The organism is Massilia sp. ZL223 (assembly GCF_018119395.1).
In the GTDB taxonomy this organism is placed as follows: Bacteria; Pseudomonadota; Gammaproteobacteria; order Burkholderiales; family Burkholderiaceae_D; genus Telluria.
The window spans coordinates 26,406-52,856 of the sequence record NZ_JAGPWD010000017.1 but is presented as its reverse complement, the minus strand read 5'-3'; the positions used below and the strand labels follow the sequence as shown (position 1 = coordinate 52,856).

Below are 26,451 nucleotides of genomic sequence, written 5' to 3'. Positions count from 1 at the left end.
TTGCGGCCGGGCCGGGCCGGGCGGCAGGATTACTTCAGCAGGCGGGTGCGGCTGGCCACCAGGGCAATCACCAGCGACAGGCCGCCGACGTAGCCGATGGCCGCCTGCATGCCGACGTAGTGGGCGACGGCGCCGATCACCGGCGGGCCCATCAGGCTGCCGCTGTAGGCCATGCTCGCCACACCGGCCAGGGCGATCGGGCCCTGGGCGCCGGCGGCGCTGAACACGAAGGGGAACAGCAGCGACAGGCCGAGGCCGGCGATGGCGAAGCCGCCCAGCGCGAAGTAGGCGTTCGGCGCCATCACCGCGAAGAACAGGCCGCTTGCCGAGACCAGCGCACCCAGGGTCACCAGGCGCTGGGCGCCGAAACGCACCTTCAGCTTGTCGCCGACCATGCGCGACATCAGCATCATCACCGAGAACGCGGACAGGGCCAGCGGCGCCAGGCCGTCCGACGCGCCGAAATGCTCTTTCAGGAACACGCCGCTCCAGTCGGCAATGCTGCCTTCCGACATCGAACCCAGGAAGCCCAGCAGACCCAGCAGTGCCAGCGGGCCGCGCGGCAGGGAGAACGACTTCTTCTCGACCTTTTCCACGCTGTCGTCGGCCTCGAGCATCGAGAAGCCCATCCACAGCACCACGGCCAGCGGTGCGGCCAGCATCAGGAAGTGGGTGGCCGGAGCGATCTTCATGCTTGCCATCAGGCTGCCCAGGGTCGCGCCCGCCAGGCCGCCGGCGCAGCCAAGGCCGTGCAGCCTCGACAGTTCCGACTTGCCGGTCTGCTTTTCACGCTTGGTCGCGGCCGAGTTGATCGCCACGTCGAAGGTGCTGGCGGTGATGCCCAGGCTCAGGACCGCCATCATCAGCAGCGGCACGGTCGGCGCCATGCCGATCGACACCAGCACGGCCAGCAGGGCCAGGCCCGAGACCAGCAGGGTCTTGCGGGCGCCGACGCGGCCCATCAGGAAGGACGAGATCGGATACGACACCACGGCGCCGAGGCCGCCGCACAGCAGCACCATCGACAGCGCCGAGTGGGAAACCTGGACACGCTCGGCCAGGGCCGGAATGCGGCCGGCCCAGGAACCCATGATCACGCCAAACAGGGTGAACAGGACAGGGAGTGCGTATTGCTGGAGGTGCGCAAGCGAAAAAGTGGTGTTACGCGAAATGGAGGCAGTCGTTTGCATCGGCGGAAAATTGTTAAATATTTTGAGGGTTAAAGCTTTTGCCAACTTGGCTAGGCAGCCCTAACACGGTTTAAAAATTGCCGTCAGGAAGCTGATGGACGGCAATTCTAAACACCTCAAAAGCGCTTTCGTTTTCCGCGCGGAAAAAATTTTTGGAGCGTTGTATCGTGTCGACGCAAGGATGGCAACTTCCTTGTCACGTCGTAAAAATGCGTTATCAGCCACTCAAATACATGGCAGCAAAATGCATTCAAATAGGCCCAGATCGCGTTATTTACCGCATAGATAACGCATATATGAAAACGTGATCGCTCCCCTTCAGGGAGCTTGATTTTTGGATTTGGCAAAAAAATCCCATCCCCACGAGCTGCTTTCGAAAGCACAGAAATGGCTCAGGCAACAAGAAAAAAGCCATGAAAATTGACGAACGGCCGCGCTGTGGCGGCCGTTATCTTTTTCATTACAATGTGAACTCAGCGTGCCGAAAGCAGGCACGACTGGTGCGAGCAAGCCGCCCATCGGCGGCAAGTGCCTTTAGCTGCTTATACGAGCTGCAGGGTCACGTTGATGTTGCCGCGGGTGGCGTTCGAGTACGGGCACACGATGTGGGCGCGGTCGATCAGGGTCTGGGCTTCCTCGGCCGGCACGCCCGGCAGGCTGATGTTCAGTTGCACCTCGATGCCGAAGCCGGCCGGCAGAGGGCCGATGCCGACTTGGCCTTCCACTGCGACGTCAGGAGAGATCTTCAGCTTGTCGCGGGCCGCGACGAACTTCATGGCGCCCAGGAAGCAGGCCGAATAACCGGCTGCGAACAGCTGTTCCGGGTTCGTGCCTTCCAGGCCATTGCCGCCGAGTTCCTTCGGGGTGGTCAATTTGACGTCGAGCACACCGTCCGACGAGACGGCGCGGCCTTCGCGGCCACCGGTTGCTTTGGCGCTTGCACGGTAGAGGACTTTATCGATTGCCATGGTAAGACTCCTTTTCAAATTTTCATAAAACGCTATTAGATAGCGCGCTATTTAAATGATCGCCGCTCCTGAAACGGCGCTTCCTTGCTGCAGGCCTCGCGGGATTGATTACTATCGCGCTGCCATAGAAGGCATATTAAATCGCTTGCGATTTAGTTGCAAGCGATTTGATTGAAAATCTTTGCCGCTGCGACGTCGCCCTAGTGTCTTTCATGTCGGAATTTTTTACAGTTGAGAAAACTCGTCTTTACTTAGCCATCCTAACTACTTGATTTGTCAATAAAGCATGCCTTTTGGCACAAAACATGCTTTAGGGTAACTCGGCCGGCGAAACAGCCGGCTTGGCGGACAGTTGCCGCCAGCAAAAACACTCACGCAACACTAGGGATGACGATGAAACGCTTTCACACCACGTTCGCAGCCGCCGCCGTGGCTGCGCTGTTTGCCTGCAGTGCCGCCCATGCCGGCATGGTCGGGGTATTCGGCCAATATATAAGCGCCGGCACCCTCGCAGGCGGCCTGAACGCCCATGGCCATACCGTGGTGGCGCTGGACGAGCTGAGCGATGCCTCGCTGGCCGGCATCGACACCGTGATCCTCGGCCGTGAGCGCACCGGCAACAATGCGCTCGCCGGTTTCATCCAGGGCGGCGGCAAGCTGATCACCGAATGGTCCTCCGCCGGGTACGGCATGTCGCTGCTGAACGGTTCGGCATCGGACGCCGCCAACTACTACGAAAGCAATGTGGTCTTCACCGCTGCCGGCCTGGCCGCAGGCCTCGGCGAGCAGCTGGGCAGCAACTACACCGACGGCAACGCAACCGAGTTCTTCCAGAATTTCAGCCAGCTCGGCCTCGGCACCGTCTACGCCACCCGCGACGGCGGCGCCGCTGCGATCGTCGGCGGCGCGGTGGGCGAGGGCTTCGTCTGGGTCAACGGCTACGACTGGGCCGACTTCCCCACCTCCGTGACTTACCAGCTTCTGGCCAACGAAATCGCCTACAGTGAACCTGCCGCCGTGCCGGAACCGGCCTCGGTCGCCCTGCTCGGCCTGGGCCTGCTCGGCCTGGCCAGCCTGCGCCGCCGCGCCTGAGCGGAAACCCGCGCCGCCGACATGGCGGCGTCGTGCTCAGGGGCTGCGCCGAACGAACAAACCCGGATAGCGCAGCACCACGCCCTCCTCATCCGTTGCGATCTCGGCGGAAAACGCGTGCTCCGGACTCTCGAACAGATAGCGTTCCGGCGCCAGCCGCGTGTACGCCTGGGACAAGGCGCTCAGGCTGAGCGAGGGGAACGCGACGAAGACCAGCCTGAGCTCCCGCCGCTGCCGCAGCTTCTCCCCCAGCCGGCGGATCGGCAGCGTGTTGGTGAAGGGCGTGCAGGCGAGATCGACGTCGATGCAGCCGTCCAGCGCGGGAAGCGGCAGACCATTCGCGCCGGTCCAGTGGCCCGCACCGTCGGCCCGCAGCGCCAGCGTCCTGCCGTCGGCCATCCACACCGCCAGCTCGCGGACCCGCCACTCGCCATCGCAGCTCAGCCGGTAGGCGCAGCCGAAGGGCTCGTCCTCGTACAGCGCCCCCGCGTCCGGCCCGATCACGACGCTCTCGGCCACGATCCGCGCGGCATCGGCATCGAGCGCCAGGTGTTCGCTCCCCCCGCCTTCCACGGTGTTCCAGCGATAGATGCGCTTCATCTTTCAACTCCCGCCCATGTGCGTGCCACGCACCGCCACCGCCGGCGCGTGCTGTGTCCAAAGCGCTCCTATCAACCTTTATAGGATTGCCTTCAAAGTAAGCAAAGGACATAGCGCCATTATTTAACAGCATGCTATCGTTTTCCTCGTGAAATAGTCACACCCGGCGCCGCGGTCATGGGCGCATTCCCGAAGACTCATTGGAACAAGACACACGCCATGGAATTGATCGACAAGTCGGCACCGGCCACCACCTCCCCTTTCAGCGCCCTGTTCGGCATCTTCCTTGAACCTGCCGCCACCTTCCGGCGCCTGGCATCCCGCCCTGCCGCCTGGCTGCCGGTACTGGCGATCTGCGCCGCCAATGTCGCGCTCTTCCTCTGGTATTTCCTCGGTTTCGTCGATTACACCTGGTTCCAGGAACACATGCTGGCCGCCGTCGCCGATCCCGCCGTGCGCGAGCAGCAGGCGGGGATGGGCATGAGCCGCCAGACCATGGCCTACCTCACCGCCGGCGGCGGCGTCTTCGCGGTGCTGGCCATGTATGCGGCCATCGCGCTGTACCTGCTCATCGTCGGCAAATTCACCAACCGCGAACTCAGCTTCGGCAAAGGCTTCGCACTGTCCGCCTGGTCCTCCCTGCCCAATGTGCTGGTGCTGGTACTCGGCGGCATGCAGATGCTGCTCCAATCCAACGGACAGCTGGGCATGGAAGCGCTGAACCCGACTTCGCTCAACCAGCTCTTCTTCCATTACGAACAGAGCCACCCGCTGGCGGGCCTGCTGGACAGCCTCTCGATCCTCTTCGTCTGGAACCTGGCGCTGCAAGTCATCGGCTACCAGGCCTGGACCGGCGCCTCGCGCGGCAGCGCCCTGCGGGTGATCCTGATCCCGACGGTCCTCATTTACGGCGGCTGGCTGGCGTTCAAACTGAGCCAGATGGCATGAAGCGCAAGAAACTGTTGGCAGGACTGGCGATCGCGGCGATCCTCTGCATCCCCGTGGCCGCCAAGCTGATCCGCGGCAGCGGACCGGCCAAGGCCGTGGACACCGACAAGATCGGCTACCGCGACATCCGCTCGTCGATCCTGGCCTCGGGCCACCTGCTCTACGAAGAGCAGGTCATGCTGTCGCCGGAAGTGATCGGCAAGGTCAGCGCCATCCACGTCAAGGAAGGCCAGCAGGTCGCGAAGGGCGACCTGCTGCTGCACCTGGACGACCAGACCTACCGCGCCGAAGTCGCGCAGCAGGAAGCCGTGGTGCGCCAGCAGCGCATCGCGATCGAACAGCAGCAGCTGAGTGTGCAGAACCAGGAAAACCAGTACAAGCGCAAGCTCGAGCTGCACAAGATGAAGATGCTAGCCGACTCGGCGATCGACGACGCCCGCTTCGCGCTCGAAGCGGCGAAGATCGAGCTGCGCAACAGCCGTTCGCGCCTGGAGCAGGTGGAGGCCAGCCTGAAGCTGGCCAACGAGCGCCTGTCCAAGACCACCGTGCGCGCGCCGATCGCCGGCACCATCACGGCGCTCGACATCAAGGTCGGCGAAACGGCGGTGGCCAGCCAGGTCAGCATCGCCGGCTCCACCTTGATGACCATCGCGAACACGGCGACCATGGTCACCGAAGTGAACGTCGACGAAGCCGACATCGCACGGGTGGCGGTCGGCCAGGAGGTGGAGATCCATACCGCCGCTTACCCGGACGTGGCGCTGGCCGGCAAGGTGCTGTCGATCCCGCTCTCGCCCAAGCAGAACCCGGCCGCGGCGGCCCAGGGCGCATCGAAGTCGCGCAACTACGACGTCAAGGTCGAGCTCCTGGATACCAAGCAGCTGGCCCTGCGCCCCGGCATGAGCGTGCGCGCGGAGGTGTTCGTCTCGAGCAGCGGCAAGTCGCTCGCGCTGCCGCTGCAGGCGGTCCTGTCCAACAACGAAGAGTCGACCGAAGGCCCGAAGAAAAAGGACAAGAAGAAGGCCGAGATCAAGGCCGAGAGCTGGGTCTTCGTCGCCAAGGACGGCAAGGCGGAAAAGCGCATCGTGACCACCGGCGCGGCGGACGACAGCATGCAGGAGATCCGCAGCGGCCTGGCCAATGGCGAGACCGTGATCACGGGTCCGTACAAGGTCCTGCGCCAGCTGAAGCAGGGCGACGCCGTCGAGCCGACAGCCAGGCCGGTGGTGACCGCCGAGCCTGCGGCCAAGCCTGCCTCGACATGAGCCAGGGCGCCCCACTCATCCGGCTCGAAGGCATCACCAAGCATTACCAGATGGGCGGTGAAACGATCGCGGCGCTGGCCGGCATCGACCTCCAGGTCGCGCGCAACGATTATGTCGCCTTCATCGGCTCCTCGGGCTCGGGCAAGTCGACCATGATGAACATCCTCGGCTGCCTCGACACGCCGACCAGCGGACGCTACTTCCTCAACGGCCGCGACGTGGCCGGCATGAGCGACGCCGAGCTGGCGCGCACGCGCAACGAGGAGATCGGCTTCATCTTCCAGAGCTTCAACCTGCTCACCCGCGCCACCGCCGTCCAGAACGTGATGCAGCCGCTGATCTACCGCGGCGTGCGCCCGGCCGACCGGCTGCGGCGCGCGACCGAAGCCATGGCCAGGGTCGGCCTGGAGCACCGCCTCGACCACCTGCCCAACCAGCTGTCGGGCGGCCAGCGCCAGCGCGTGGCGATCGCCCGCGCCCTGTGCAGCGAACCCTCGATCCTGCTGGCCGACGAGCCGACCGGCAACCTGGATTCGAGCACCGCGGCCGACATCATGTCCCTGTTCGACACCCTGCACGCCGAAGGCCAGACCGTGATCATCGTGACCCACGAACCCGACATCGCCGCGCACTGCGGGCGCACGGTGAGGCTGGCCGACGGCCGCGTGCAGAGCGATACCGTGAATGCCGAGCGCAGCAGCTTCCGTCCCCGGGGAGCGGCCCATGTTTAGCGTGCTGGAGAGCTTCCGCTCGGCGCTGCAGAGCATCTACGCGCACCGCTTCCGCAGCTTCCTGACTTCGCTCGGCATCATCATCGGCGTCGCCTCGGTGATCGCCGTGGTCTCGATCGTGCAGGGCCTGTCGGCCTCGATCAGCAACGAGTTCAAGGGCCTGGGCTCGAACAGCCTGACGGTGGAAGCCTATACGACCTTCGAGGAAGCGCTGCAGGGCAAGGAGAACGTGCTGGGGATCGGCGACTACGAGCGCATCGTGACCCACATCGACGACATCAGCAACGTGTCGCCCGCCTTCGCCCCCTTCGGCAACTTCGGCACCACGGTGCGCGCCGGCGCGACCTCCACCTTCACCCAGGTGATGGCCGTGACCGAGACCTATATGGAATCGGCCCAGGTGTTCCCGGCCAAGGGACGCTTCCTGCGCGCCAGCGACGACCAGTCGCGCCGCCGCGTGGCCGTGGTCGGCAGCAAGACGCTGGAGAACCTGCGCCTGACGGGCGAACCGCTGGGCCAGTTCATCGACATCGGCGGCGAGTGGTTCAAGATCATCGGCGTGACCGAGGAAAAGGGCGAGACCTTCGGCATCAGCAAGGACAACTACATCCTGATTCCTTTCGCGGTCGGCCAGGTGATCGCGGGCACGGGCACCAAGCTGAACATCTCGATCAGCTTCACCGTGAACGACATCGAGCAGATCGACGCCGTGCAGGGCCGAGTGACCTCGCTGCTGCGCCAGTCCCACCACCTCAAACCGGGCCAGCGCAACGACTTCAAGGTGCAGACCGCCCAGCAGCTGTCGGAATCCTTTGAAAGCATCATCGCGACCCTGACCCTGGTCCTGGGCGGCATCGTCAGCATCTCACTGCTGGTGGGCGGCATCGGCATCATGAACATCATGCTGGTGTCGGTGACCGAGCGCACCCGCGAGATCGGCATCTGCAAGGCCCTGGGCGCGCAGCGCCACCATATCCTGATGCAGTTCCTGATCGAGGCGACCACCCTGTCGCTGCTGGGCGGACTGGTGGGGCTGTTGCTGGGCTACCTGATCGGCTTCGGCGCGGCCAAGGCGATCCCGAACTTCCCGGACGCCTTCGTGCCCTGGTGGGCGATCGCCATGGCCTTCGGCTTCTCCAGCCTGGTGGGCATCGTGTTCGGCATCATGCCGGCGGCCAAGGCGGCCAACCTGCATCCGATCGACGCATTGCGCTACGAGTAAGGCCGCGCAGCGCGCCAATGGTGCGCTGCGCAAAATTCGACCGCAGTACGCTATCCGCTTCCTTCATTGGCCAACCGAGGAGGCCATCATGCTGTCTCATGTGGATGCGATCGCCACCGTCGCCACGCGCGACCTCGCCAGGGCAAGAGAGTTCTACACCAATGTGCTGGGACTCGAAGAGGAGGACGCCGGGGCCACCTGTCCGGGCGTCCTGACCTATCGGAGCGGCAACTCCCGGATCTTCGTCTACCAGTCCGAGTATGCGGGCAGCAACCAGGCCACGGCCATCAACTGGGATGTGGGCCTGGAGATCAGGACGGTAGTCGATACGCTCAAGGCCAAGGGCGCCCGTTTCGAGCAATACCAGATGGCAGGCATGCGGCTCGAGGACGATATCCACGTCGGCGAGCAGATGAAGGTGGCGTGGCTGAAGGACCCGGACGGGAATATCCTTAGCATCATCGGCAAATAAGCGGGCAAATAGACGGCAGCCCGATTCAGGAAATGAAAAACCCGCTCCTCGAAGAGGAAGCGGGTTCTTGTTTGCCGTTCGAAGAAACAGCTTAGAACGGGATGTCGTCGTCCATGTCCGAGAAGTTCGGAGCCGGCTTCGGCTGCGGACGGGCTGCCGGGGCCGGCGGGGCCTGGCGCGGAGCCGGACGCTGCGGCGCCGAGTAGTCGTCGTCCATGCCGCCGCCCATGCCCATGTCGTTGCCGCCCATACCCTGGCGGCCGCCCAGCATTTGCATGTTCTCGGCGATGATGTCGGTAGCGTAGCGCTCGATGCCGTCCTTGTCGGTGTACTTGCGGGTCTGCAGGCGGCCTTCGACGTAGACCGACGAACCTTTCTTCAGGTACTGTCCCACGATTTCAGCCAGGCGGCCGAAGAAGGAGATGCGGTGCCATTCGGTCAGTTCCTTCTGCTCGCCGGTGTTGCGGTCTTTCGATTTGTACGAGGTGGCCACCGCGATGTTCGCGATCGCGTCGCCGCTCGGCATGTAGCGGATTTCCGGATCGCGGCCCAGGTTGCCGACGATGATGACCTTGTTGACTGATGCCATGTTGTTACTCCAGTGAGTTATGTAGAGCCCTGACTCTGCAAATGACTAAGCGTCAGGGAACGGGTGTTGCAGCCGACTATTATGGGGCCGATGAGCCCTGAAAAAAAGGGATTTTTGCACGCCCCGGACTGCTCGAGAATTGGACGCCAGGGCCGGCGGCCGGTGCCCGGCGGCGCCTAGACCGGCGTCAAGAATCGCTTAGATCGGCACGTCGCCGGCGGCGAAGATGGCCGGCTTTCCATGCACGGCTTCGTGCTGGCGGCGGCTCTCCTTCAGGCGGGCGATGATCTCGAGCGCGCGGCCTTCGTCGGCAGTCATATCCTGCAAAAACATGTCGTTATTATCACGAATCCAGCTCATCGGCATTTCCCACCAGGCCAGGTCCAGCAAGGCGGCGCGCACGGCCTCCGGGAAGCGGAAGCGGATCAGGCGCGCCGGCGAACCGGCATAGATGCCATAGGGTTCGGAGCGGAAATTGGGCGGCAGCAGGGAGCGCGCGCCGATGATGCAGCCGTTCTCGATAATCCCGCCGCCCAGCATCATCGCTTCGTCGCCAATCCAGACATCGTTGCGGACGATCGAGTCCGCGTACTGGGGCGGCGGTGCGTTCGTCATGCTCATGCGGGCGATGGAAAACATATAGGTCGAGATCGTTTTCGACTCGTGCTGTCCGTTGAGCAGGAAGCGCAGGCGCAAGCCGCCGGAAACGAAACGGCCTACGCACAGGCTTTGCAGGCCGGCGTCGTACTTGGCGATCGAGCCGATGCCAAAACCGGAACAGCGGCCGATATAGAAGGTACCGGCCTCGGGTTCCTGCTCCAGCCAGTTGCTCAGGAAGCCATGCGGAATACAGCTGACCCCGCCCGAACTGAAGCTGAGCACGGCGGCATTGGGGGAACGCGGATGGTCGTCCAGCAGGCCCGCGTAATCGTCTTCTGTAATGATTTCCATGTCGCTCTTGAGTGGTAGTGAAGCGTTTGTGGCAGGGATTCTAAACCGGGGAATTTATTTTCGATTCCTGGACGCTTTGTCATTGAAGCGTCCCAGAAGCGGCCCACATACTGCAGACCCCGGTTGCCGCCTGTGCATTCCTGCTGAAAGTAACATGAAAACGTATCCTGGCGGCACAAAAGTGCTGGATGCATGTACAGCGTTTCGAAAAACAAGCTACACTTATGGGTTCTCTCCGATTGGCCCGCTCACTGCGCTTTTCTTCGTGCGCCGGCCCGCAAAAACTTATTGAAAGCCTGCAAACTTAATGGAAGAAATTCGTATCCGCGGCGCGCGCACGCACAATCTGAAGAATATCAACCTGGACCTGCCGCGCAACAAGCTGATCGTCATCACCGGCCTGTCGGGTTCCGGTAAATCCTCCCTTGCCTTCGATACCCTGTACGCCGAGGGCCAGCGCCGCTACGTCGAATCGCTGTCGGCCTATGCGCGCCAGTTCCTGCAGCTGATGGAAAAGCCGGACGTCGACCTGATCGAAGGCCTGTCGCCGGCGATCTCGATCGAGCAGAAGGCGACTTCGCACAACCCGCGTTCGACGGTCGGCACCGTCACCGAGATCCACGACTATCTGCGCCTGCTGTACGCGCGTGTCGGCACCCCGTATTGCCCGGACCACCCCCAGGAGCCGCTGGCGGCCCAGACCGTGTCGCAGATGGTCGACGCCGTGCTGGCCATGCCGGAAGGCACCAAGCTGATGATCCTGGCGCCCGTCGTGGCCAACCGCAAGGGCGAACACAGCGACCTGTTCCAGGCCATGCAGGCCCAGGGCTTCGTGCGCTTCCGCGTCCAGAGCGGCGTGAATGCGGGCAAGATCTACGATGTCGACGAGCTGCCCAAGCTCAAGAAGACCGAGAAGCACAGCATCGACGTCGTGATCGACCGCGTCAAGGTGAACGCGGACATCAAGCAGCGCCTGGCCGAGAGCTTCGAGACCGCCCTGCGCCTGGCCGACGGCCGCGCCGTGGCCTACGAAATGGACACCGAGAAGGAAACCATCTTCTCGAACAAGTTCGCCTGTAACGTCTGCGGCTATTCGCTGCAGGAGCTCGAGCCGCGCCTGTTCTCGTTCAACAACCCGATGGGCGCCTGCTCCGAATGCGACGGCCTGGGCCATATCGAGTTCTTCGATCCGAAGCGCATCGTCGCCTTCCCGCACCTGTCGCTGGCTTCCGGCGCCGTGAAGGGCTGGGACCGCCGCAACCAGTTCTATTTCCAGATGCTGCAGAACATCGCGGCCTTCTACGACTTCGACCTGGACACGCCTTTCGAGCAGCTGCCGCCCAAGGCCAAGGATGCGGTCCTGCATGGCTCGGGCAAGGCCACGATCCCGTTCTCGTACATCAACGAGCGCGGCCGCACCGTGATCCGCGAGCACAGCTTCGAGGGCGTGGTGAACAACCTGCAGCGCCGCTACCGCGAGACCGACTCGATGGCGGTCAAAGAAGAGCTGGCGAAGTTCATCAACGAGAAGAAGTGCCCGTCCTGCGAAGGCGCACGCCTGCGCACCGAAGCGCGCTTCGTCAAGATCGGCCATGGCCCGCAGCAGCGCGCCATCTATGAAGTGTCGGACCGTCCGCTGCGCGAGACCCTCGCCTACTTCGAATCGCTGGAACTGACCGGCGCCAAGAAGGACATCGCGGAGCGCGTGATCAAGGAGATCACCGCGCGCCTGAAGTTCCTGAACAACGTCGGCCTGGACTACCTGTCGCTCGACCGCAGCGCGGACACCCTGTCCGGCGGCGAGGCCCAGCGCATCCGCCTGGCCTCGCAGATCGGTTCGGGCCTGACCGGCGTGATGTACGTGCTGGACGAACCCTCGATCGGCCTGCACCAGCGCGACAACGACCGCCTGATCGCGACCCTGAAGCACCTGCGCGACATCGGCAACAGCGTGCTGGTGGTGGAGCACGACGAGGATGCGATCCGCACCGCCGACTACATCGTCGATATGGGCCCGGGCGCGGGCGTGCACGGCGGCGCGGTGATCGCGGCCGGCTCGCTCAAGGAAATCATGAAGAGCAAGCAGTCGCTGACTGCGCAGTACCTGGACGGCCGCCGCAAGATCGAGGTGCCGAAGAAGCGCACCAAGGCCGACCCGAACCGCCAGCTGGTGATCACTGGCGCCAAGGGCAACAACCTGAAGAACGTGAGCCTGACCCTGCCGGTAGGCCTGCTGACCTGCGTGACCGGCGTGTCCGGTTCGGGCAAGTCGACCCTGGTGAACGACACCCTGTTCCCGGCCCTGTCGCGCCACCTGTATGGTTCGCAGACCGAGCCGGCGGAGCACGAGTCGATCCACGGCCTGGAGCACTTCGACAAGGTGATCTCGGTCGACCAGGCGCCGATCGGCCGCACTCCGCGTTCGAACCCGGCGACCTATACCGGCGTGTTCACCCCGATCCGCGACCTGTTCGCGACCGTGCCGACCGCGAAGGAACGCGGCTACTCGGCGGGCCGCTTCTCGTTCAACGTCAAGGGCGGCCGCTGCGAAGCCTGCCAGGGCGACGGCGTGATCAAGGTCGAGATGCACTTCCTGCCGGACGTGTACGTGCCTTGCGACGTCTGCCACGGCAAGCGCTACAACCGCGAGACGCTGGAAGTGCAGTACAAGGGCAAGAACATCACCGAAGTGCTGGAGATGACGGTCGAGGACGCGCACGAGTTCTTCAAGCCGGTGCCGGTCATCGCGCGCAAGCTGCAGACCCTGCTGGACGTGGGCCTGGGCTACATCAAGCTGGGCCAGAGCGCGACCACCCTGTCGGGCGGCGAGGCGCAGCGCGTGAAGCTGTCGCTGGAACTGTCCAAGCGCGACACGGGCCGGACGCTGTACATCCTGGACGAGCCGACCACCGGCCTGCACTTCGCCGACATCGATTTGCTGCTGAAGGTGATCCACCGCCTGCGCGACCAGGGCAATACGCTGGCGATCATCGAGCACAACCTGGACGTGATCAAGACGGCGGACTGGATTGTGGACCTGGGGCCGGAAGGCGGCGCGGGTGGCGGTACGATCGTGGCGGCGGGTACGCCGGAAGAGGTGGCGTCGAACAAGGCTAGCGTGACGGGTAAGTATCTGAAACCGTTGTTGAAGGCGTGATTGAATCGCAGCGCTAACGATAGTCATCAGCCTTCAGACCGTCGTTCCGGCGCAGGCCGGAACCCAAGTTTGCGTGCACCGCGTTACCGTTTGAATGTAGAGCTACGCGACGAACTTGGATTCCGGCCTTCGCCGGAATGACGTGCTGAGGGTGCGGGCTGGCGGCGAACGAGGTGGCCATCGACGGCCACAATGAAACAGGGGCGATGCCACCGGCATCGCCCCTGTTCTTTTTTATATGCCGCCCGCAGGCGGCCCTCCCCCACTCAGCCGGATCAGCCGGCCAGATGTTTCTCCAGCTTGGCCTTGGTGTCCACCAGCTCTTGCGGCAGGTGGTAGGCCAGCTTCTCGAACAGCTCGCTGTGCAGCTTCAGCTCTTCGTTCCAGGCCGCCTTGTCGATCGAGGTGATCTGGGTGAATTGCTGCTCGGTGAAGTCCAGGCCGTCCCAGTTCAGGTCGCCGTAGTTCGGCGAGGTGCCGAACAGGTGCGACTGGCCGCCGGAAGCGCCGCCTTCGGCGCGGTCCAGGACCCACTTCAGCACGCGCATGTTGTCGCCGTAGCCCGGCCACACGAACTTGCCGGCTTCATCGGTACGGAACCAGTTGACGCAGTAGATCTTCGGCGCGCTGCCCTTGGCTTCGATCTTCTTGCCGAGGTTGAGCCAGTGCTGGAAGTAGTCGCTCATGTTGTAGCCGATGAAGGGCAGCATCGCGAACGGATCGCGGCGCACGATGCCCATCTGGCCGGCGGCGGCGGCGGTGGTTTCCGAGCCCATGGTCGCGGCCATGTACACGCCTTCCACCCAGTTGTTCGCTTCGGTCACCAGCGGCACCGTGGTCGAACGGCGGCCGCCGAAGATGAAGGCCGAGATCGGCACGCCGGCCGGATCGTCCCAGGCCGGGTCGATCACCGGGTTCTGGGTCGCGGCGACGGTGAAGCGCGCGTTCGGGTGGGCAGCCTTGGTGCCCGATGCCGGGGTCCAGTCCTTGCCCTGCCAGTCGACCAGGTGCGCCGGGGCTTCCTTGGTCATGCCTTCCCACCACACGTCGCCGTCGTCGGTCAGCGCCACGTTGGTGAAGATGACGTTCTCGCGCAGCGAGGCCATGCAGTTCGGGTTGGTCTTGTCGTTGGTGCCCGGGGCCACGCCGAAATAGCCGGCTTCCGGGTTGATCGCGTACAGCTTGCCGTCCTGGCCCGGCTTGATCCAGGCGATGTCGTCGCCGATGGTGGTCACCTTCCAGCCGTCGAAGGCCTTCGGCGGGATCAGCATGGCGAAGTTGGTCTTGCCGCAGGCCGACGGGAAGGCGGCGGCCACGTATTTCTTCTCACCCTTGGGCGATTCGACGCCCAGGATCAGCATGTGCTCGGCCAGCCAGCCGGTGCCGCCTGCCTGCGCTTCCTGGTAGCCCATGTTCGAGGCGATACGCAGCGCGAAGCACTTCTTGCCCAGCAGGGCGTTGCCGCCGTAGCCCGAGCCGAAGGACCAGATCTCGCGGGTTTCCGGATAGTGGACGATGTACTTGGTGGGGTTGCACGGCCACGGCACGTCCTTCTGGCCCGAGGCCAGCGGCATGCCGACGGTGTGCACGCAAGGCACGAACTCGCCATCGGCGCCCAGCACGTCGTACACGGCCTTGCCCATGCGCGTCATGATGCGCATGTTAACGGCGACGTAAGGCGAGTCGGACAGTTCGACGCCGATGTGGGCGATCGGCGAGCCCAGCGGGCCCATCGAGAACGGCACCACGTACAGGGTGCGGCCGGCCATGCAGCCATCGAACAGGCCGTTCAGGGTGCGGCGCATCTCGGCCGGGTCCATCCAGTTGTTGGTGGGGCCAGCCTGTTCCTTGGTGGCCGAGCAGATATAGGTGCGGTCTTCGACGCGCGCCACGTCCGACGGGTCGGACCAGGCGAGATAGGAATTCGGACGCTTGGCCGGGTTGAGCTTCTTCATCGTGCCGGCTTCGACCATCTGTGCGCACAGGCGGTCGTACTCTTCTTCCGAGCCGTCGCACCAGTAGATGGCGTCAGGCTTCGTCAGGGCGGCGATGTCCGCGACCCAATTGATGAGCTTTTGGTGTTTGATGTAAGCTGGAACGTTCAGTGCGGCGACGCCGCCCATCACGGGCTGGTTCATAAAGGTACCTCCAATGCCAATTAAGAATTCTTTCTGTCCCGGCACGGCAGGATCGTCGTCTGGTCGGCCTGCGGTGGCATCGAGGATGCTTGTTCCTGATGGTACGGCGGCGGTACGGCGGTCGTGTCGACAGCCTCTGGCAAGGCTGGGAACGGTACTGCTGGGGACACGCTGCAAGCATGTCAAACCCTTAAGATGCCGAAGATTGTACACCCGACAAACCCGGATTCGGGCTGTTCCACTACAAAAAAGTAGGAATAATGCCTAAGTAATGTAGTAGGCTATTTGTCCTTTTGGCATATCGTGTTATTTCTTTACGAGCGAATCATTACACTCTGACAACACTCATGAAAATTGCGATTCTCGACGATTACCAGGACGCCGTACGCGGCCTCGATTGCTTCCGCTTGCTCGACGGGCATGAGGTCAAGGTCTTCAATAACTCGGCCAGGGGCCTGGGCCAGCTGGCGATCCGCCTGGCGCCATTCGACGCCCTGGTGCTGATCCGGGAGCGCACCGTCTTGCCGCGCGCGCTGCTGGCCAAGCTGCCGAACCTCAAGCTGATTTCGCAGACCGGCAAGGTGAGCGGACACATCGACGTGGCGGCGGCCACCGAGCATGGGATCGCGATCGCCGAGGGCATCGGGTCGCCGGTGGCGCCTTCCGAGCTGACCTGGGCGCTGATCATGGCGGCCAGCCGCAAGATCCTGCCCTACGCGAATAACCTCAAGGAAGGCTTGTGGCAGACGGCCTCGATCAATCCCCAGCTCAATGGACTGGGCCGCTCGCTGCGCGGGCGGGTGCTGGGGCTCTGGGGCTACGGCAAGATCGGCAAGCTGGTGGCGGGGTATGCGCGCGTCTTCGGCATGCGCGCGATCGTGTGGGGGAGCGAGAACAGCCGGCAAGTGGCGGTGGCCGACGGCTTCGAGGCGGCCGCCTCGCGCGAAGCCTTGTTCGAAGGGTCGGATGTGCTGAGCCTGCATTTGCGGCTGGCGGACAGCACGCGCGGGATCGTCACCGCGGAGGACCTGGCGCGCATGAAGCCGGATGCCTTGTTCGTCAACACGAGCCGGGCGGAGCTGGTGGCCGAGGGAGCGCTGGAAGAAGCGCTGCGCAAGGGGAAGCCGGGAGCGGCGGCGCTGGATGTGTTCACCAGCGAGCCGCTGGCTGCGGATGCGCCTTTGCTGAAGATTCCAACCGTGCTGGCGACGCCGCACCTGGGGTATGTGGAGAAGGACAGTTACGAGATCTATTTCCAGATCGCGTTCGAGAATGTGCTGAAGTTTGCGGAGGGGAAGCCGGATAACATCTTGAATCCGGAGGCCTTGGGTAAAAGGTAAGGCTGCAGGTTTGCAAATGACTTGGGTTCCGGCCTTCGCCGGAACGACGTGCCAAGGCAGCGTCTGAGAATAGTGTTACTAGTCTTCTAAGCGATAGCTTAAGCACGTCGTTCCGGCGAAGGCCGGAACCTAAATTCGCACCGCAGCGGTAACGCGTGAGTGCACCGAAAACTCAGCGCAGCTCCGGCTCCCCCGTCAGATTCACCTTACGCGCCGGCATGACATGCGTCCCGGTCCACAAGCCAGCCCAGCCCGGCGGCCAGCCGATATCCGGCCCCGAGTATGCCTTCAAGCCCGCCTTCACCGGCACCACCGGCACCGGCGGCGCCTCGATCAACCCGCCACCCGCCGGCCGCTCCATGTTAAGGCTGTACATGTACCCCGGCAGCAGCAGGTCGCAGGCCTGCGCGAACCACGCCGTGTGATCCTCGTCCCTGCCCAGCGCCTGCGCCAGCCCCTGCGGATCGAACCTGGCCAGCGCATGGATCAGCTCGTCCGTCGTCGCCCCCGGCACATCGCCCCAGCCCATCACCGGATTGTTGTTGTAATCCGCCCCCGAGCCATACCAGCCTTCGCGCCAGGTGCGCTGCATCCAGTTGCGCGGACCGGTGAACAGATGCCAGCGCCAGTGCAGCCCCGAGGGCTTGGGCCAGGAATACAGGTAGAGCTTCTGGTAGCCCGCCTTGTGCAGCTCGCGCACCACGGCCATCAGGCGCGCATGCGGCATGCGGTCCGGCGGCGTGCGGCGGAACAGGATGGGCTCGCCGTCCGCATGCTGCACCTCGTCGCTCGACAAATTGAGGTCCAGCGGACGCGATTCGCTGCCGAAGCGCGCCGTGATCCAGCCCGTCAGGAGGTTGACGTGGGTGATCACGCCATAGCCCCGATGGCGGTGGAAAATGACGGTTCCTGGTGCGACGGCTTTCATGGGAGAAATAGGTAAGAAGGGGGAAAAGGAAGCAGTGTACTCATCCGATCCGGACGATTCTAGCGCAGTCACACACAGATACATACCCGTTTGCGGCTATCATGAACGACCTTTTTTCACCGCATTGATAAACCTTCATTAACCGATATGACTCTCCGACTCATCGCCACCGGCGGCACCTTCGACAAGCATTACAACGAACTGAACGGCGTGCTCGGCTTCTCCGACAGCCATTTGCCCGAAGTGATCAAGCGCAGCCGCATGACGGTGCCCGTCGCGCTCGACGTGCTGCCGCTGCTCGATTCGCTCGACATGCAGGACGCCGACCGCCAGCGCGTGCTGGCCGCCTGCCAGGGTGCGCAAGAGAAAGCCATCGTCATCATCCACGGCACCGACACCATGCGCGAAACCGCGGCGGTGCTGGGCGCGGCCAATCTCGGCCAGACCATCGTGCTGACCGGCGCCATGATCCCCTACGAAATCGCCAACTCGGACGCCCTGTTCAACCTGGGCTTCGCCTGCGGCGTCGCCCAGACCCTGCCGGCCGGCGTCTACGTCGCCATGAACGGCCAGGTCTTCCCATGGGATAACGTCCAGAAGAACCGCGCCGCCGGCGTGTTCCAGCAGCTCTAAGCCAGCCTTTTCCCTAGGGCAGCCGCGCGCTGCCCTTCGCTTGCCCTTCCTATACTGCCCTCTTCCACCGTCCGAGAAAGAGGAGAGCGCAATGAGCGAGCAGCGACCTACGCTGACCACCCGCCAGGGACACCCGGTCCGCGACAACCAGTCCATGCGTTCCGTCGGCGAACGCGGGCCGGCCACGCTCGAGAACTACCAGTTCATCGAAAAGATCACGCACTTCGACCGCGAGCGGATTCCGGAACGCGTGGTGCACGCGCGCGGCACCGGCGCCCACGGCGTGTTCGAAGCCTACGGCACGATCGGCGGCGAACCCGCCGGCAAGTACACGCGCGCCCGCGTGCTCATCGAGGCCGGCGTGCAGACCCCGGTGTTCGTGCGCTTCTCCACCGTGATCGGCGCGAAGGAATCGCCCGAGACGGCGCGCGATCCGCGCGGCTTCGCCATCAAGTTCAAGACCGTCGAGGGCAACTGGGACCTGGTGGGCAACAACCTGAAGGTCTTCTTCATCCGCGACGCGATCAAGTTTCCGGACATGATCCACGCCTTCAAGCCCGACCCCGTCACCAACCAGCAGGAGCCCTGGCGCTTCTACGACTTCATCTGCAGCCACCCGGAAGCCCTGCACATGGTCACCTGGGTCAAGAGCCCCTGGGGCATCCCGGCCAACTACCGCGAGATGGAAGGCTCGGGCGTGAACACCTACAAGCTGGTCAACGACCAGGGCGTGGCCCACCTGGTCAAGTTCCACTTCGAGCCCAAGCAAGGCGTGCGCAACCTCACGGCAGCCCAAGCCGCCGAGATCCAGGCCCACGACACCAGCCATGCCACGCGCGACCTCTACGAGGCGATCGAACGCGGCGACTTTCCGGAATGGGAATTCTGCGTGCAGATCATGAGCGACGGCGAACATCCCGAGCTCGACTTCGATCCGCTCGACGACACCAAGCGCTGGCCGGAGGACAAGTTCCCGCTGCTGCCGGTGGGCCGCCTGGTGCTGAACAAGAATCCGGACAACGTGTTCGCGGAGACCGAGCAGTCGGCCTTCGGCACCGGAGTGCTGGTGGACGGCGTCGATTTTTCCGACGACAAGATGCTGCAGGGACGCACCCTGTCCTATTCGGACACCCAGCGCTACCGCGTGGGCGCGAACTACCTCCAGCTGCCGATCAACGCACCCCAGGAAAACGCGATGGCGCGCACCAACCAGCGCGACGGCCAGATGGCCTACTACGTCGACAACCGCGGCGAGGACAAGCACATCAACTACGAGCCCAGCATCATGGGCGGCTACCGGGAAGCGCCGCAGCCGGCCCACGATTACCACCAGTACGTCGAGGGGCACCTGGGCCGCTACCAGACCAGCCGCACGGCCGACGACTACCGGCAGGCGGGCGAACGCTACCGGACCTTCCAGGACTGGGAGCGCGACGAACTGGTGAACAACGTCGGGGGCGATCTCAAGAAATGTCCTCAGCCGATACAGCTGCGCATGGTCTGGCACCTGTGGCATTGCGACGAGGATTACGGACGCCGGGTGGCGGAGATCGCGGGGATAGACCTGGAGCAGGCCAGGGCCTTGCCGCCTCTGGAGGGCAAGCCGGCTCCGCACAAGCACCGGCAAGGGCCGACTTATTCGGATGGACAGCCGGAAGGCGCGGGCAAGGAACCGGCCACGAGCGACGAGGTCGCGGCGGAGAAGTGAGCGCGCCGGCGGCAGGAGCGCCGGCGCAGCAATGGCGATGGGCGCTTAGGCCTTGGCTTCGCCGCCGAGGGCTTCCACCACGTCGGCCAGCAGCTTGGCCATCTCGCCCGTCATCAGCACGATGTCGTTGTCGAAACGCTCGTCGTCGCTGTAGGTCGGCGCTTCGCCTTCCTTGATCACGTCCAGCGGCTTGACGCCCTTGATCGCCAGCGACTCGGTCAGCACGAAGCTGATGCGGTCGTTCCAGGTCATGGCCAGGCGGGTGCACTGCTTGCCGGCGGCGATGTGGCGGCGGATGTCGTCCGGCTCCAGGGTGTGCTTCACGTAGCGCACCGCGGCGCGGCTTTCGCCGGTGGCGCGCAGTTCGGTGTCCTGGTCGATGGTGAAGCCATACGGCGCTTCGTCGGCTTCCAGCCAGCCGGTCATCACGGCCACCGGCGAGCGCTGCACGCGCAGCGATTCCAGCGGCATGCGGTCGACCGCCTTGAGCAGCAGCTTGACCACGTCGTCGGCCTTGGCCGGGCTGGCGGCGTCGACCACCAGCCAGCCGTTGACCGGGTCGATCCAGACCCAGACGTTGCTGCGGATCGAGAAGGCGCGCGGCAGCAGTTCGTCGGCCACGCGTTCCTTCAGTTCCTTCATCGCCTTCTTACCCGGCGGGAAGCCCTGCTGCTCTTCCAGCTCGGCCGCCTTGGCCTTGGCCACCTGGTTGATGACCGACGAAGGCAGCAGCTTCTTCTCGGTGCCCAGCATCATCAGCATCTGCTTGTTGACCACGTGGACCAGCTTGCCGTTGCCGCGCGGCGAATCCCAGCCCTGGCGCAGCAGCTCGTTGCTGCTGGCAGGCGTGAACGCCTGCGGCTGGAGCGCTTCTTCCATCTGTTCCGGGTTGAATGCCCAGGGAGCGGGCAGGCGATAAATCTGGAGATTCTTGAACCACATACGCTGTTATCCGATTGTTTCAGTATTTCAAGGGAACGACATTCTACGCCGATGCCAAGCGTCAATGCCGGAAAAAATTTTTATGTTGTCAGGTCGTCAAACAGGCGCAGCTGCTCGACGATTTCCGCGTCGCTCAGCCGGACGCCGACGCCGAGGAGGCGCACCGGCTTGGCGGCGCGCAGCCAGCCGGTTTCCATCAGGTGGGCGTAGGTCGGAATATGTGGCGCATAGCCAACACACTCCACCGTGGTCTGCTGGAAGTCCGCGAACTTGATCTTCACGAACAGCTTGTTGATGAATTTTTCGGCGCCGGCGCGCTTGATGCGGCCGAGCAAATGCTCGACCAGCTCGGGCAGCAGCTTCAGGCAGGCCGGCAGGTCGGGCACGTCCGGGGTATAGGTTTCCTCGGTGCTGATCGACTTGCGCTCGCGCGAGGTGTTCACCGGGCGGTGGTCGACGCCGCGCGACAGGTCGTACAGGCGCGCGCCGAAGCTGCCGAAGTGCTCGTGCAGGCGGTCCATGCTCCAGCCGCGCAGGTCGGCGCAGGTCTGCAGGCCCAGGCGGTTCATCTTTTCCGCCGTCACCTTGCCCACGCCATAGAGCTTCTTGACGGGCAGCGCGGCCACGAAGGCGTCCACCTCCTCCGGGCGCACCAGGAACAGGCCGTCCGGCTTGTTCCAGTCGCTGGCGATCTTGGCCACGAACTTGTTGGGCGCCACGCCGGCCGAGGCGGTGATGCCGACGGTCTCGAGGATGCGGCGCCGGATCTCTTGCGCGATCAGGGTGGCGCTGCCCTTGCAGTGGGGGGAATCGCTGACGTCGAGATAGGCTTCGTCGAGCGAGAGCGGCTCCACCAGCTCGGTGTAGTCGCGGTAGATGTCCATGATCTGGCGCGAGGCGATGCGGTACTTCTCCATCGCAGGCGGAATCACCAGCAGGTCCGGGCACAGCTTCATGGCCTGGGCGGTGGCCATGGCCGAATGGATGCCGAAGCGCCGCGCTTCGTAGTTGCAGGTGGCGATCACGCCGCGCTGGTCGGGCCGCCCGCCGACCGCCAGGGGCCGGCCGCGCAGGGACGGATCATCCCGCATCTCGACGGATGCGTAGAAACAATCGCAGTCGCAATGGATGATTTTTCGGACCGGGGCGTTCATCGAGGCCGCCCCAGACCGGGGCACACTACTGTAATTGCATACAGTATCGACTGAAAATTAAATTGTTGCAAGCTAAGCTGTCACGGAAGAACCAGGTCCTTCGGGCGCAAAAAAAGCGCGGCCGAAGCCGCGCTCCATGCGCACTGCCGTGCCGGCAAGCCGGCGGAAGGCTTACCAGGTGAGCTTCAGTGTGTACTTGCCGCCGCTGGTGGCGGCGCCGGTGGTACCGGTGTAGTACACGACCCGCACATAGCGAATCGACGTGGTGGTGCCGGTGTTCGCCGAGTGCACGGTGTCGGTCATGCCGATGCCGTTCACGCTCTGGCCCATCAGGGCGCCTGCGCTGTTGTACACGTACAGGTTGTAGTTCGCCGTGCTGTTCGGGGCCAGGTAGGAAGACAGGGTCTTGCCTGCCGGCAGATCGACACGGAAGTAATCGGTGTCGGCGCCATTGCCGATATAGCCGGTCACGGTGCTGCCGCTGGCGGTGACCTGGTTGGCGGTGGACATCATGTTGTTCCCCTCGGTTTCCGCCATAGCCGTGCCGACGCTTGCGCCCTGCGCCGCAGCGACCGCGGCGGTGGCATCGACGATGCCGGCGCCGCAGCCCGAGCAGGCCACCGGGAAGGCGCGCGCGCTCGACTTCAGCTTGGACTCGATGCCGTCCGGGGTCAGCGCCGGGTTCACGGCCAGCATCAGGGCCGCGGTGCCGGCCACGTGCGGGGTCGCCATCGAGGTGCCCTGGTAGCCGGCGTAGTTGTCCGATGCCGGTGCGCCGGTGCCCGAGTTCAGGGTCGAGATCACCGGATAGCCGCCGTCGCCGCCAGGCGCCGCCACGTCGATCAAAGTGCCATAGTTCGAGTAGGAAGCACGGCCGCCGGTCTTGCCGGTCGCCGCCACGGCGATCACGCCTGCACAGTTGGCCGGGTTCGAATTGCTGACGTTCATCGCGCTGTTACCGGCGGCCACGACCACCACCGCGCCGCGCGAGCGGGCGCCGTTGATCGCGGTCTGGGTAGTCGAGTCGCAGGCGCCGCTGCCGCCCAGCGACAGGTTCAGGACCTTGGCCTTGTTGGCGTTGGCCGGCACGCCGGTCACGCTGCCGCCCGAGGTCCAGGTGATCGCGTCGGCGATGTCCGAGGTGTAGCCGCCGCACTTGCCCAGCACGCGGGCCGGGACGATCTTGGCGTTGTAGGCCACGCCGGCAACGCCGGTGCCGTTGTTGGTGCGCGCGGCGATGGTGCCGGCCACGTGGGTGCCGTGCCAGCTCGAGGTCCTGTTCTGGGTCGGCTGGCCATTGCCGCATTCGCCGATCGCGATGGCGTCGCCCGGGTCGCTCGCATCGCTGTCGCGGCCGTTGCCGTCGTTGGCGATGAAGGTGTCGCGGATGAAGTCATAGCCTTGCAGGAACTGGCCGCTCAGGTCGGCGTGCGGACGGTAGCCGGTATCGATCACGGCCACGACGACGCCCGTGCCGGTCGACTTGTCCCAGGCGGTCGGCAGGCGCAGGCCGCCGGTGGCGTCGGTGTAGTGCCACTGCTGGGTGTAGAGCGGATCGTTGGCGGTCGCCATGTGGGTCATGATGCGGTCCGGCTCCGCGTACTCGATGTTCGGATCGCGGGCCATCATTTCGGCCGCCAGCGCCTGCACGTCCTTGAGGCCGCGCTTGCCGTTCAGCTTGAACACGTGGGCGCCGGTCGAGATGGTGTGGCTTTCGCTCACGGTCATGCCGAACTGCTGGCCTGCACGGTCCAGCTTGGCCTTGCGGTCGCCGCTCATGGCTGCGGCCCTGGCCAGGCCTTTGGCGGCGTCGGCCGGCATCGAATCCTTGTATTTGACGATGATGCGGTCGGTTTCCATCGAGCCCGGAACCACATTACCGTTGCCGGCGCCTGCCACGGCCGAGACCGAGGCTGCGGCCAGCGAGACTGCTGCGCAGAGTTTCAACATTGCCGGATGCATTGCACGCTTCATCTTCTTCCTTACCTTGAGTTTCGTCAGCGATGACGCTGTACGTCTGGATGAGAACGGTGCAGGTTATCGCGAAAGGAAGAGGTAACGCAGCCGAAATCGTAGCGAATTCGGTTGTTTCACCACACCAAAAATCACAAATTTTTGAAAAACATCGTTTCTTCGGACGAACGTTAATTTCACAAAATATTTCCCGTAACAATCAGCCATCGTCGCTTTGGCCCCATGTGAAGCGCACAATAAAAAACGCGCGGCCGAGGCCGCGCGTTGGTCGTCGCATCGCCGTTGCCGGCGCGGCGAGCAGGACTTACCAGCTCAGTTTCAGGGTGTAGGCGCCGCTGGTCGAGCCGGTGCCGCCGCTGTAGTACACCACGCGCACATAGCGGGCCAGGGTGCCGGTGCCGGTGTTGGTCGTGTTGTAGCTGTCGATCGAGCCGGTGCCGTTCTCGCTCTTGCCCAGCAGGGTGCCGGCGCTGTTGTACACGTACAGGTCGTAGTCCGAGCTGCCGTTCGGGGTCAGGACCGAGCTCAGGGTCTTGCCTGCCGGCAGATCGACACGGAAGTAGTCGGTGTCGGTCGAGCTGCCCATGTTGGCGTTGACGGTGGTGCCGCTGACGGTCACGAGGTCGGCGGTGCCGGTCGTGTTGTTCGACTCGCTTTCAGCCAGGGTAGTGCCGGTGCCGCCGCCGCCCAGCGCCGAGTTGACCGCAGCGGTCGCGTCGACGATGCCGGTGCCGCAGCCCGAGCAGGTGGCCGGGAAGGCGCGTGCGGTCGACTTCAGCTTGGACTCGATGTCGTCCGGAGTCAGCGCCGAGTTCACGGCGAACATCAGCGCAGCGGTACCAGCGACGTGCGGGGTCGCCATCGAGGTGCCCTGGTAGCCTGCGTAGTTGTCCGATGCCGGCGAGGTGGTGCCCGAGTTCAGGGTCGACAGCACGCTGTAGCTGCCGTCGCCGCCAGGAGCGGCCACGTCGACCAGGGTGCCGTAGTTCGAGTACGAGGCACGGCCGCCGGTCTTGCCGGTCGCCGCCACGGCGATCACGCCCGAGCAGTTGGCCGGGCTGGCGTTGCTGACGTTCATCGCGTCGTTACCGGCCGCGACGACGACCACGGCGCCGCGCGAGCGGGCGCCATTGATCGCGCTCTGGGTGGTGGCATCGCAGGCGCCGCTGCCGCCCAGCGACAGGTTCAGGACCTTGGCCTTGTTGGCGTTGGTCGGCACGCCCGAGACGGCGCCGCCCGAGGTCCAGGTGATCGCATCGGCGATGTCCGAGGTGTAGCCGCCGCACTTGCCCAGCACGCGGGCCGGAACGATCTTGGCGTTGTAGGCGACGCCGGCGACGCCCAGGCTGTTGTTGGTGCGGGCGGCGATGGTGCCGGCCACGTGGGTGCCGTGCCAGCTGGAGTTCTGGGCGCGGGTCGGCTGGCCGCCGCCGCATTCGCCGATGGCGATCGCATCGCCCGGGTCGCTGGCGTCGGTGTCGCGGCCGTTGCCGTCGTTCGACACGAAGGTGTCGCCGATGAAGTCGTAGCCCTGCAGGATCTGGCCGCTCAGGTCGGCGTGCGGACGGTAGCCGGTGTCGATCACGGCGACGACGACGCCGGTGCCGGTCGACTTGTCCCAGGCGGTCGGCAGGCGCAGGCCGCCGGTGGCGTCGGTGTAGTGCCACTGCTGGGTATACATCGGATCGTTGGCGGTGGCCATGTGGGTCATGATGCGGTCCGGCTCGGCGTACTCGATGTTCGAGTCGCGGGCCATCATTTCGGCGGCCAGGGCCTGTACGTCCTTCAGGCCACGCTTGCCGTTCAGCTTGAACACATGGGCGCCCGTCGAAATCGTGTGGCTTTCGCGAACGGTCATACCGAACTGCTGGCCTGCACGGTCCAGCTTGGCCTTGCGGTCGCCGCTCATGGCGGCCGCCTTGGCCATGCCCTTGGCGGCCGGCATCGAATCCTTGTACTTGACGATGATGCGGTCGGTTTCCATCAGGCCCGGGACCACATTACCGTTGCCGGCGCCTGCCACGGCCGAGGCCGAGGCAACCGCCAGCGAGACTGCTGCGCAGAGTTTCAACATTGCCGGATGAATCGAATGCGAGTGCTTCATGGTTCTTCCTTATGTTTGGTTTTCCGTCAAGCGATTGCTCGCCTGTATAGTTGGTTTAACCGGTCATGCCGGTGCCGTCTGGATGCGGCGAAGCCAGCGTATCGCGAACGGAAGAGGTAGCGCTGGGAAATTCGAATTGAATTCGGCGATTTCACAACACCTATACGTACATATTTTTCAAAAACATAATTTCTTCGGACGAAAGTTAAATAAGCAAAATTTTTGATGCCAACTTTGTGCTTACTGCACGTGCGTGCGGCGCGAACGGGGTAATTCTCGGATAAGTATTCACATGACACTGTTGGTTTTCAAAGGGCAGAAATGTCGGCAATCCCTCTGAAACGG

General features: G+C 64.0%; 21 protein-coding genes. 10 read left to right on the top strand and 11 right to left on the bottom strand.

Going from position 1 to position 26,451, the window contains the following annotated elements:
* Positions 1-29 precede the first annotated feature (29 nt).
* Together KBW95_RS12430 and KBW95_RS12425 are read right to left on the bottom strand one after the other, a co-directional pair.
* Entirely contained in the window at positions 30-1,091 is a 1,062-nt protein-coding gene (locus KBW95_RS12430) for an MFS transporter (RefSeq protein WP_229429713.1), read from the bottom strand.
* Positions 1,092-1,732: 641 nt separating this feature from the next.
* Positions 1,733-2,158 (bottom strand): organic hydroperoxide resistance protein, encoded by a 426-nt coding sequence (locus tag KBW95_RS12425; protein ID WP_211525184.1) that lies wholly within the window; start codon positions 2,156-2,158, stop codon positions 1,733-1,735.
* A 393-nt stretch (positions 2,159-2,551) separates the two neighbouring features.
* Between KBW95_RS12425 and KBW95_RS12420 the strand changes: the two genes are divergently transcribed.
* Positions 2,552-3,250 (top strand): PEP-CTERM sorting domain-containing protein, encoded by a 699-nt coding sequence (locus KBW95_RS12420; protein WP_211525183.1) that lies wholly within the window; start codon positions 2,552-2,554, stop codon positions 3,248-3,250.
* A 36-nt stretch (positions 3,251-3,286) separates the two neighbouring features.
* Here the strand turns inward: KBW95_RS12420 and KBW95_RS12415 are convergent, their stop codons facing one another.
* Positions 3,287-3,850 (bottom strand): putative glycolipid-binding domain-containing protein, encoded by a 564-nt coding sequence (locus tag KBW95_RS12415; protein ID WP_211525182.1) that lies wholly within the window; start codon positions 3,848-3,850, stop codon positions 3,287-3,289.
* Between the two features lie 219 nt (positions 3,851-4,069).
* On the opposite strand from KBW95_RS12415, the gene KBW95_RS12410 reads away from it, so the two are divergent.
* The 5 genes from KBW95_RS12410 (at position 4,070) to KBW95_RS12390 (ending at position 8,488) form a co-directional block, all read left to right on the top strand.
* Positions 4,070-4,798, top strand: a complete 729-nt coding sequence (locus KBW95_RS12410) for a YIP1 family protein (RefSeq protein WP_211525181.1) — start codon at positions 4,070-4,072, stop codon at positions 4,796-4,798.
* Positions 4,795-6,063 (top strand): efflux RND transporter periplasmic adaptor subunit, encoded by a 1,269-nt coding sequence (locus tag KBW95_RS12405; protein WP_211528380.1) that lies wholly within the window; start codon positions 4,795-4,797, stop codon positions 6,061-6,063. The genes KBW95_RS12410 and KBW95_RS12405 overlap by 4 nt, the downstream gene beginning before the upstream one ends.
* A complete protein-coding gene (locus KBW95_RS12400; protein ID WP_211525179.1) occupies positions 6,060-6,794 on the top strand; it encodes an ABC transporter ATP-binding protein in 735 nt (244 codons plus the stop codon). The genes KBW95_RS12405 and KBW95_RS12400 overlap by 4 nt, the downstream gene beginning before the upstream one ends.
* Positions 6,787-8,016, top strand: coding sequence for an ABC transporter permease (locus KBW95_RS12395; protein WP_211525178.1), 1,230 nt, complete (start codon positions 6,787-6,789; stop codon positions 8,014-8,016). The genes KBW95_RS12400 and KBW95_RS12395 overlap by 8 nt, the downstream gene beginning before the upstream one ends.
* A gap of 88 nt (positions 8,017-8,104) precedes the next feature.
* Complete coding sequence (locus tag KBW95_RS12390) at positions 8,105-8,488, top strand: VOC family protein (RefSeq protein WP_211528379.1); 384 nt, start codon at positions 8,105-8,107, stop codon at positions 8,486-8,488.
* 91 nt (positions 8,489-8,579) lie between these two features.
* On the opposite strand, the gene ssb is transcribed toward KBW95_RS12390, so the two are convergent.
* Both ssb and KBW95_RS12380 read right to left on the bottom strand, forming a co-directional pair.
* Positions 8,580-9,077 (bottom strand): single-stranded DNA-binding protein, encoded by a 498-nt coding sequence (gene ssb, locus KBW95_RS12385; RefSeq protein ID WP_211525176.1) that lies wholly within the window; start codon positions 9,075-9,077, stop codon positions 8,580-8,582.
* Between the two features lie 198 nt (positions 9,078-9,275).
* Positions 9,276-10,028: an acetyltransferase gene (locus tag KBW95_RS12380; protein ID WP_211528378.1), complete on the bottom strand. Its 753-nt coding sequence runs from the start codon at positions 10,026-10,028 to the stop codon at positions 9,276-9,278.
* Between the two features lie 307 nt (positions 10,029-10,335).
* Between KBW95_RS12380 and uvrA the strand changes: the two genes are divergently transcribed.
* The gene (gene uvrA, locus KBW95_RS12375) at positions 10,336-13,185 is read left to right on the top strand and encodes an excinuclease ABC subunit UvrA (RefSeq protein ID WP_211525174.1); all 2,850 of its coding nucleotides are present in this window, start codon (positions 10,336-10,338) and stop codon (positions 13,183-13,185) included.
* 275 nt (positions 13,186-13,460) lie between these two features.
* On the opposite strand, the gene KBW95_RS12370 is transcribed toward uvrA, so the two are convergent.
* Complete coding sequence (locus tag KBW95_RS12370) at positions 13,461-15,323, bottom strand: phosphoenolpyruvate carboxykinase (GTP) (RefSeq protein WP_211525173.1); 1,863 nt, start codon at positions 15,321-15,323, stop codon at positions 13,461-13,463.
* A gap of 347 nt (positions 15,324-15,670) precedes the next feature.
* Here KBW95_RS12370 and KBW95_RS12365 point away from each other — a divergent pair, with 347 nt between their 5' ends.
* Positions 15,671-16,663, top strand: coding sequence for a D-2-hydroxyacid dehydrogenase family protein (locus tag KBW95_RS12365; protein WP_211528377.1), 993 nt, complete (start codon positions 15,671-15,673; stop codon positions 16,661-16,663).
* A gap of 172 nt (positions 16,664-16,835) precedes the next feature.
* Here the strand turns inward: KBW95_RS12365 and KBW95_RS12360 are convergent, their stop codons facing one another.
* The gene (locus KBW95_RS12360; protein WP_211525171.1) at positions 16,836-17,591 is read right to left on the bottom strand and encodes an L-asparaginase; all 756 of its coding nucleotides are present in this window, start codon (positions 17,589-17,591) and stop codon (positions 16,836-16,838) included.
* Positions 17,592-17,738: 147 nt separating this feature from the next.
* Here KBW95_RS12360 and KBW95_RS12355 point away from each other — a divergent pair, with 147 nt between their 5' ends.
* Positions 17,739-18,224, top strand: coding sequence for an asparaginase domain-containing protein (locus KBW95_RS12355; protein ID WP_211525170.1), 486 nt, complete (start codon positions 17,739-17,741; stop codon positions 18,222-18,224).
* A 91-nt stretch (positions 18,225-18,315) separates the two neighbouring features.
* Positions 18,316-19,932, top strand: a complete 1,617-nt coding sequence (locus KBW95_RS12350) for a catalase (RefSeq protein ID WP_211528376.1) — start codon at positions 18,316-18,318, stop codon at positions 19,930-19,932.
* A 45-nt stretch (positions 19,933-19,977) separates the two neighbouring features.
* Here KBW95_RS12350 and KBW95_RS12345 read toward each other — a convergent pair whose 3' ends face one another.
* From KBW95_RS12345 to KBW95_RS12330, 4 genes are all read right to left on the bottom strand, one after another.
* On the bottom strand, positions 19,978-20,874 hold the full coding sequence (locus KBW95_RS12345; RefSeq protein WP_211522478.1) for a recombination-associated protein RdgC: 897 nt from the start codon (positions 20,872-20,874) through the stop codon (positions 19,978-19,980).
* An 80-nt stretch (positions 20,875-20,954) separates the two neighbouring features.
* On the bottom strand, positions 20,955-22,028 hold the full coding sequence (dinB, locus tag KBW95_RS12340; RefSeq protein ID WP_211525168.1) for a DNA polymerase IV: 1,074 nt from the start codon (positions 22,026-22,028) through the stop codon (positions 20,955-20,957).
* A 171-nt stretch (positions 22,029-22,199) separates the two neighbouring features.
* The gene (locus KBW95_RS12335; RefSeq protein ID WP_211528375.1) at positions 22,200-23,978 is read right to left on the bottom strand and encodes a S8 family peptidase; all 1,779 of its coding nucleotides are present in this window, start codon (positions 23,976-23,978) and stop codon (positions 22,200-22,202) included.
* 328 nt (positions 23,979-24,306) lie between these two features.
* Positions 24,307-26,106 carry a S8 family peptidase gene (locus KBW95_RS12330; protein WP_229429712.1) on the bottom strand — a complete coding sequence of 600 codons (1,800 nt, stop codon included), beginning with the start codon at positions 26,104-26,106 and terminating at the stop codon, positions 24,307-24,309.
* Positions 26,107-26,451 lie beyond the last annotated feature (345 nt).

What these genes read in the sequence shown, in the direction of transcription:
- KBW95_RS12430 (WP_229429713.1), bottom strand. Translation starts at nt 1,091, where the DNA reads ATGGGTTCCTGGGCCGGCCGCATTCCGGCCCTGGCCGAGCGTGTCCAG.
- KBW95_RS12425 (WP_211525184.1), bottom strand. Translation starts at nt 2,158, where the DNA reads ATGGCAATCGATAAAGTCCTCTACCGTGCAAGCGCCAAAGCAACCGGT.
- KBW95_RS12420 (WP_211525183.1), top strand. Translation starts at nt 2,552, where the DNA reads ATGAAACGCTTTCACACCACGTTCGCAGCCGCCGCCGTGGCTGCGCTG.
- KBW95_RS12415 (WP_211525182.1), bottom strand. Translation starts at nt 3,850, where the DNA reads ATGAAGCGCATCTATCGCTGGAACACCGTGGAAGGCGGGGGGAGCGAA.
- KBW95_RS12410 (WP_211525181.1), top strand. Translation starts at nt 4,070, where the DNA reads ATGGAATTGATCGACAAGTCGGCACCGGCCACCACCTCCCCTTTCAGC.
- KBW95_RS12405 (WP_211528380.1), top strand. Translation starts at nt 4,795, where the DNA reads ATGAAGCGCAAGAAACTGTTGGCAGGACTGGCGATCGCGGCGATCCTC.
- KBW95_RS12400 (WP_211525179.1), top strand. Translation starts at nt 6,060, where the DNA reads ATGAGCCAGGGCGCCCCACTCATCCGGCTCGAAGGCATCACCAAGCAT.
- KBW95_RS12395 (WP_211525178.1), top strand. Translation starts at nt 6,787, where the DNA reads ATGTTTAGCGTGCTGGAGAGCTTCCGCTCGGCGCTGCAGAGCATCTAC.
- KBW95_RS12390 (WP_211528379.1), top strand. Translation starts at nt 8,105, where the DNA reads ATGCTGTCTCATGTGGATGCGATCGCCACCGTCGCCACGCGCGACCTC.
- ssb (WP_211525176.1), bottom strand. Translation starts at nt 9,077, where the DNA reads ATGGCATCAGTCAACAAGGTCATCATCGTCGGCAACCTGGGCCGCGAT.
- KBW95_RS12380 (WP_211528378.1), bottom strand. Translation starts at nt 10,028, where the DNA reads ATGGAAATCATTACAGAAGACGATTACGCGGGCCTGCTGGACGACCAT.
- uvrA (WP_211525174.1), top strand. Translation starts at nt 10,336, where the DNA reads ATGGAAGAAATTCGTATCCGCGGCGCGCGCACGCACAATCTGAAGAAT.
- KBW95_RS12370 (WP_211525173.1), bottom strand. Translation starts at nt 15,323, where the DNA reads ATGAACCAGCCCGTGATGGGCGGCGTCGCCGCACTGAACGTTCCAGCT.
- KBW95_RS12365 (WP_211528377.1), top strand. Translation starts at nt 15,671, where the DNA reads ATGAAAATTGCGATTCTCGACGATTACCAGGACGCCGTACGCGGCCTC.
- KBW95_RS12360 (WP_211525171.1), bottom strand. Translation starts at nt 17,591, where the DNA reads ATGAAAGCCGTCGCACCAGGAACCGTCATTTTCCACCGCCATCGGGGC.
- KBW95_RS12355 (WP_211525170.1), top strand. Translation starts at nt 17,739, where the DNA reads ATGACTCTCCGACTCATCGCCACCGGCGGCACCTTCGACAAGCATTAC.
- KBW95_RS12350 (WP_211528376.1), top strand. Translation starts at nt 18,316, where the DNA reads ATGAGCGAGCAGCGACCTACGCTGACCACCCGCCAGGGACACCCGGTC.
- KBW95_RS12345 (WP_211522478.1), bottom strand. Translation starts at nt 20,874, where the DNA reads ATGTGGTTCAAGAATCTCCAGATTTATCGCCTGCCCGCTCCCTGGGCA.
- dinB (WP_211525168.1), bottom strand. Translation starts at nt 22,028, where the DNA reads ATGAACGCCCCGGTCCGAAAAATCATCCATTGCGACTGCGATTGTTTC.
- KBW95_RS12335 (WP_211528375.1), bottom strand. Translation starts at nt 23,978, where the DNA reads ATGTTGAAACTCTGCGCAGCAGTCTCGCTGGCCGCAGCCTCGGTCTCG.
- KBW95_RS12330 (WP_229429712.1), bottom strand. Translation starts at nt 26,106, where the DNA reads ATGAAGCACTCGCATTCGATTCATCCGGCAATGTTGAAACTCTGCGCA.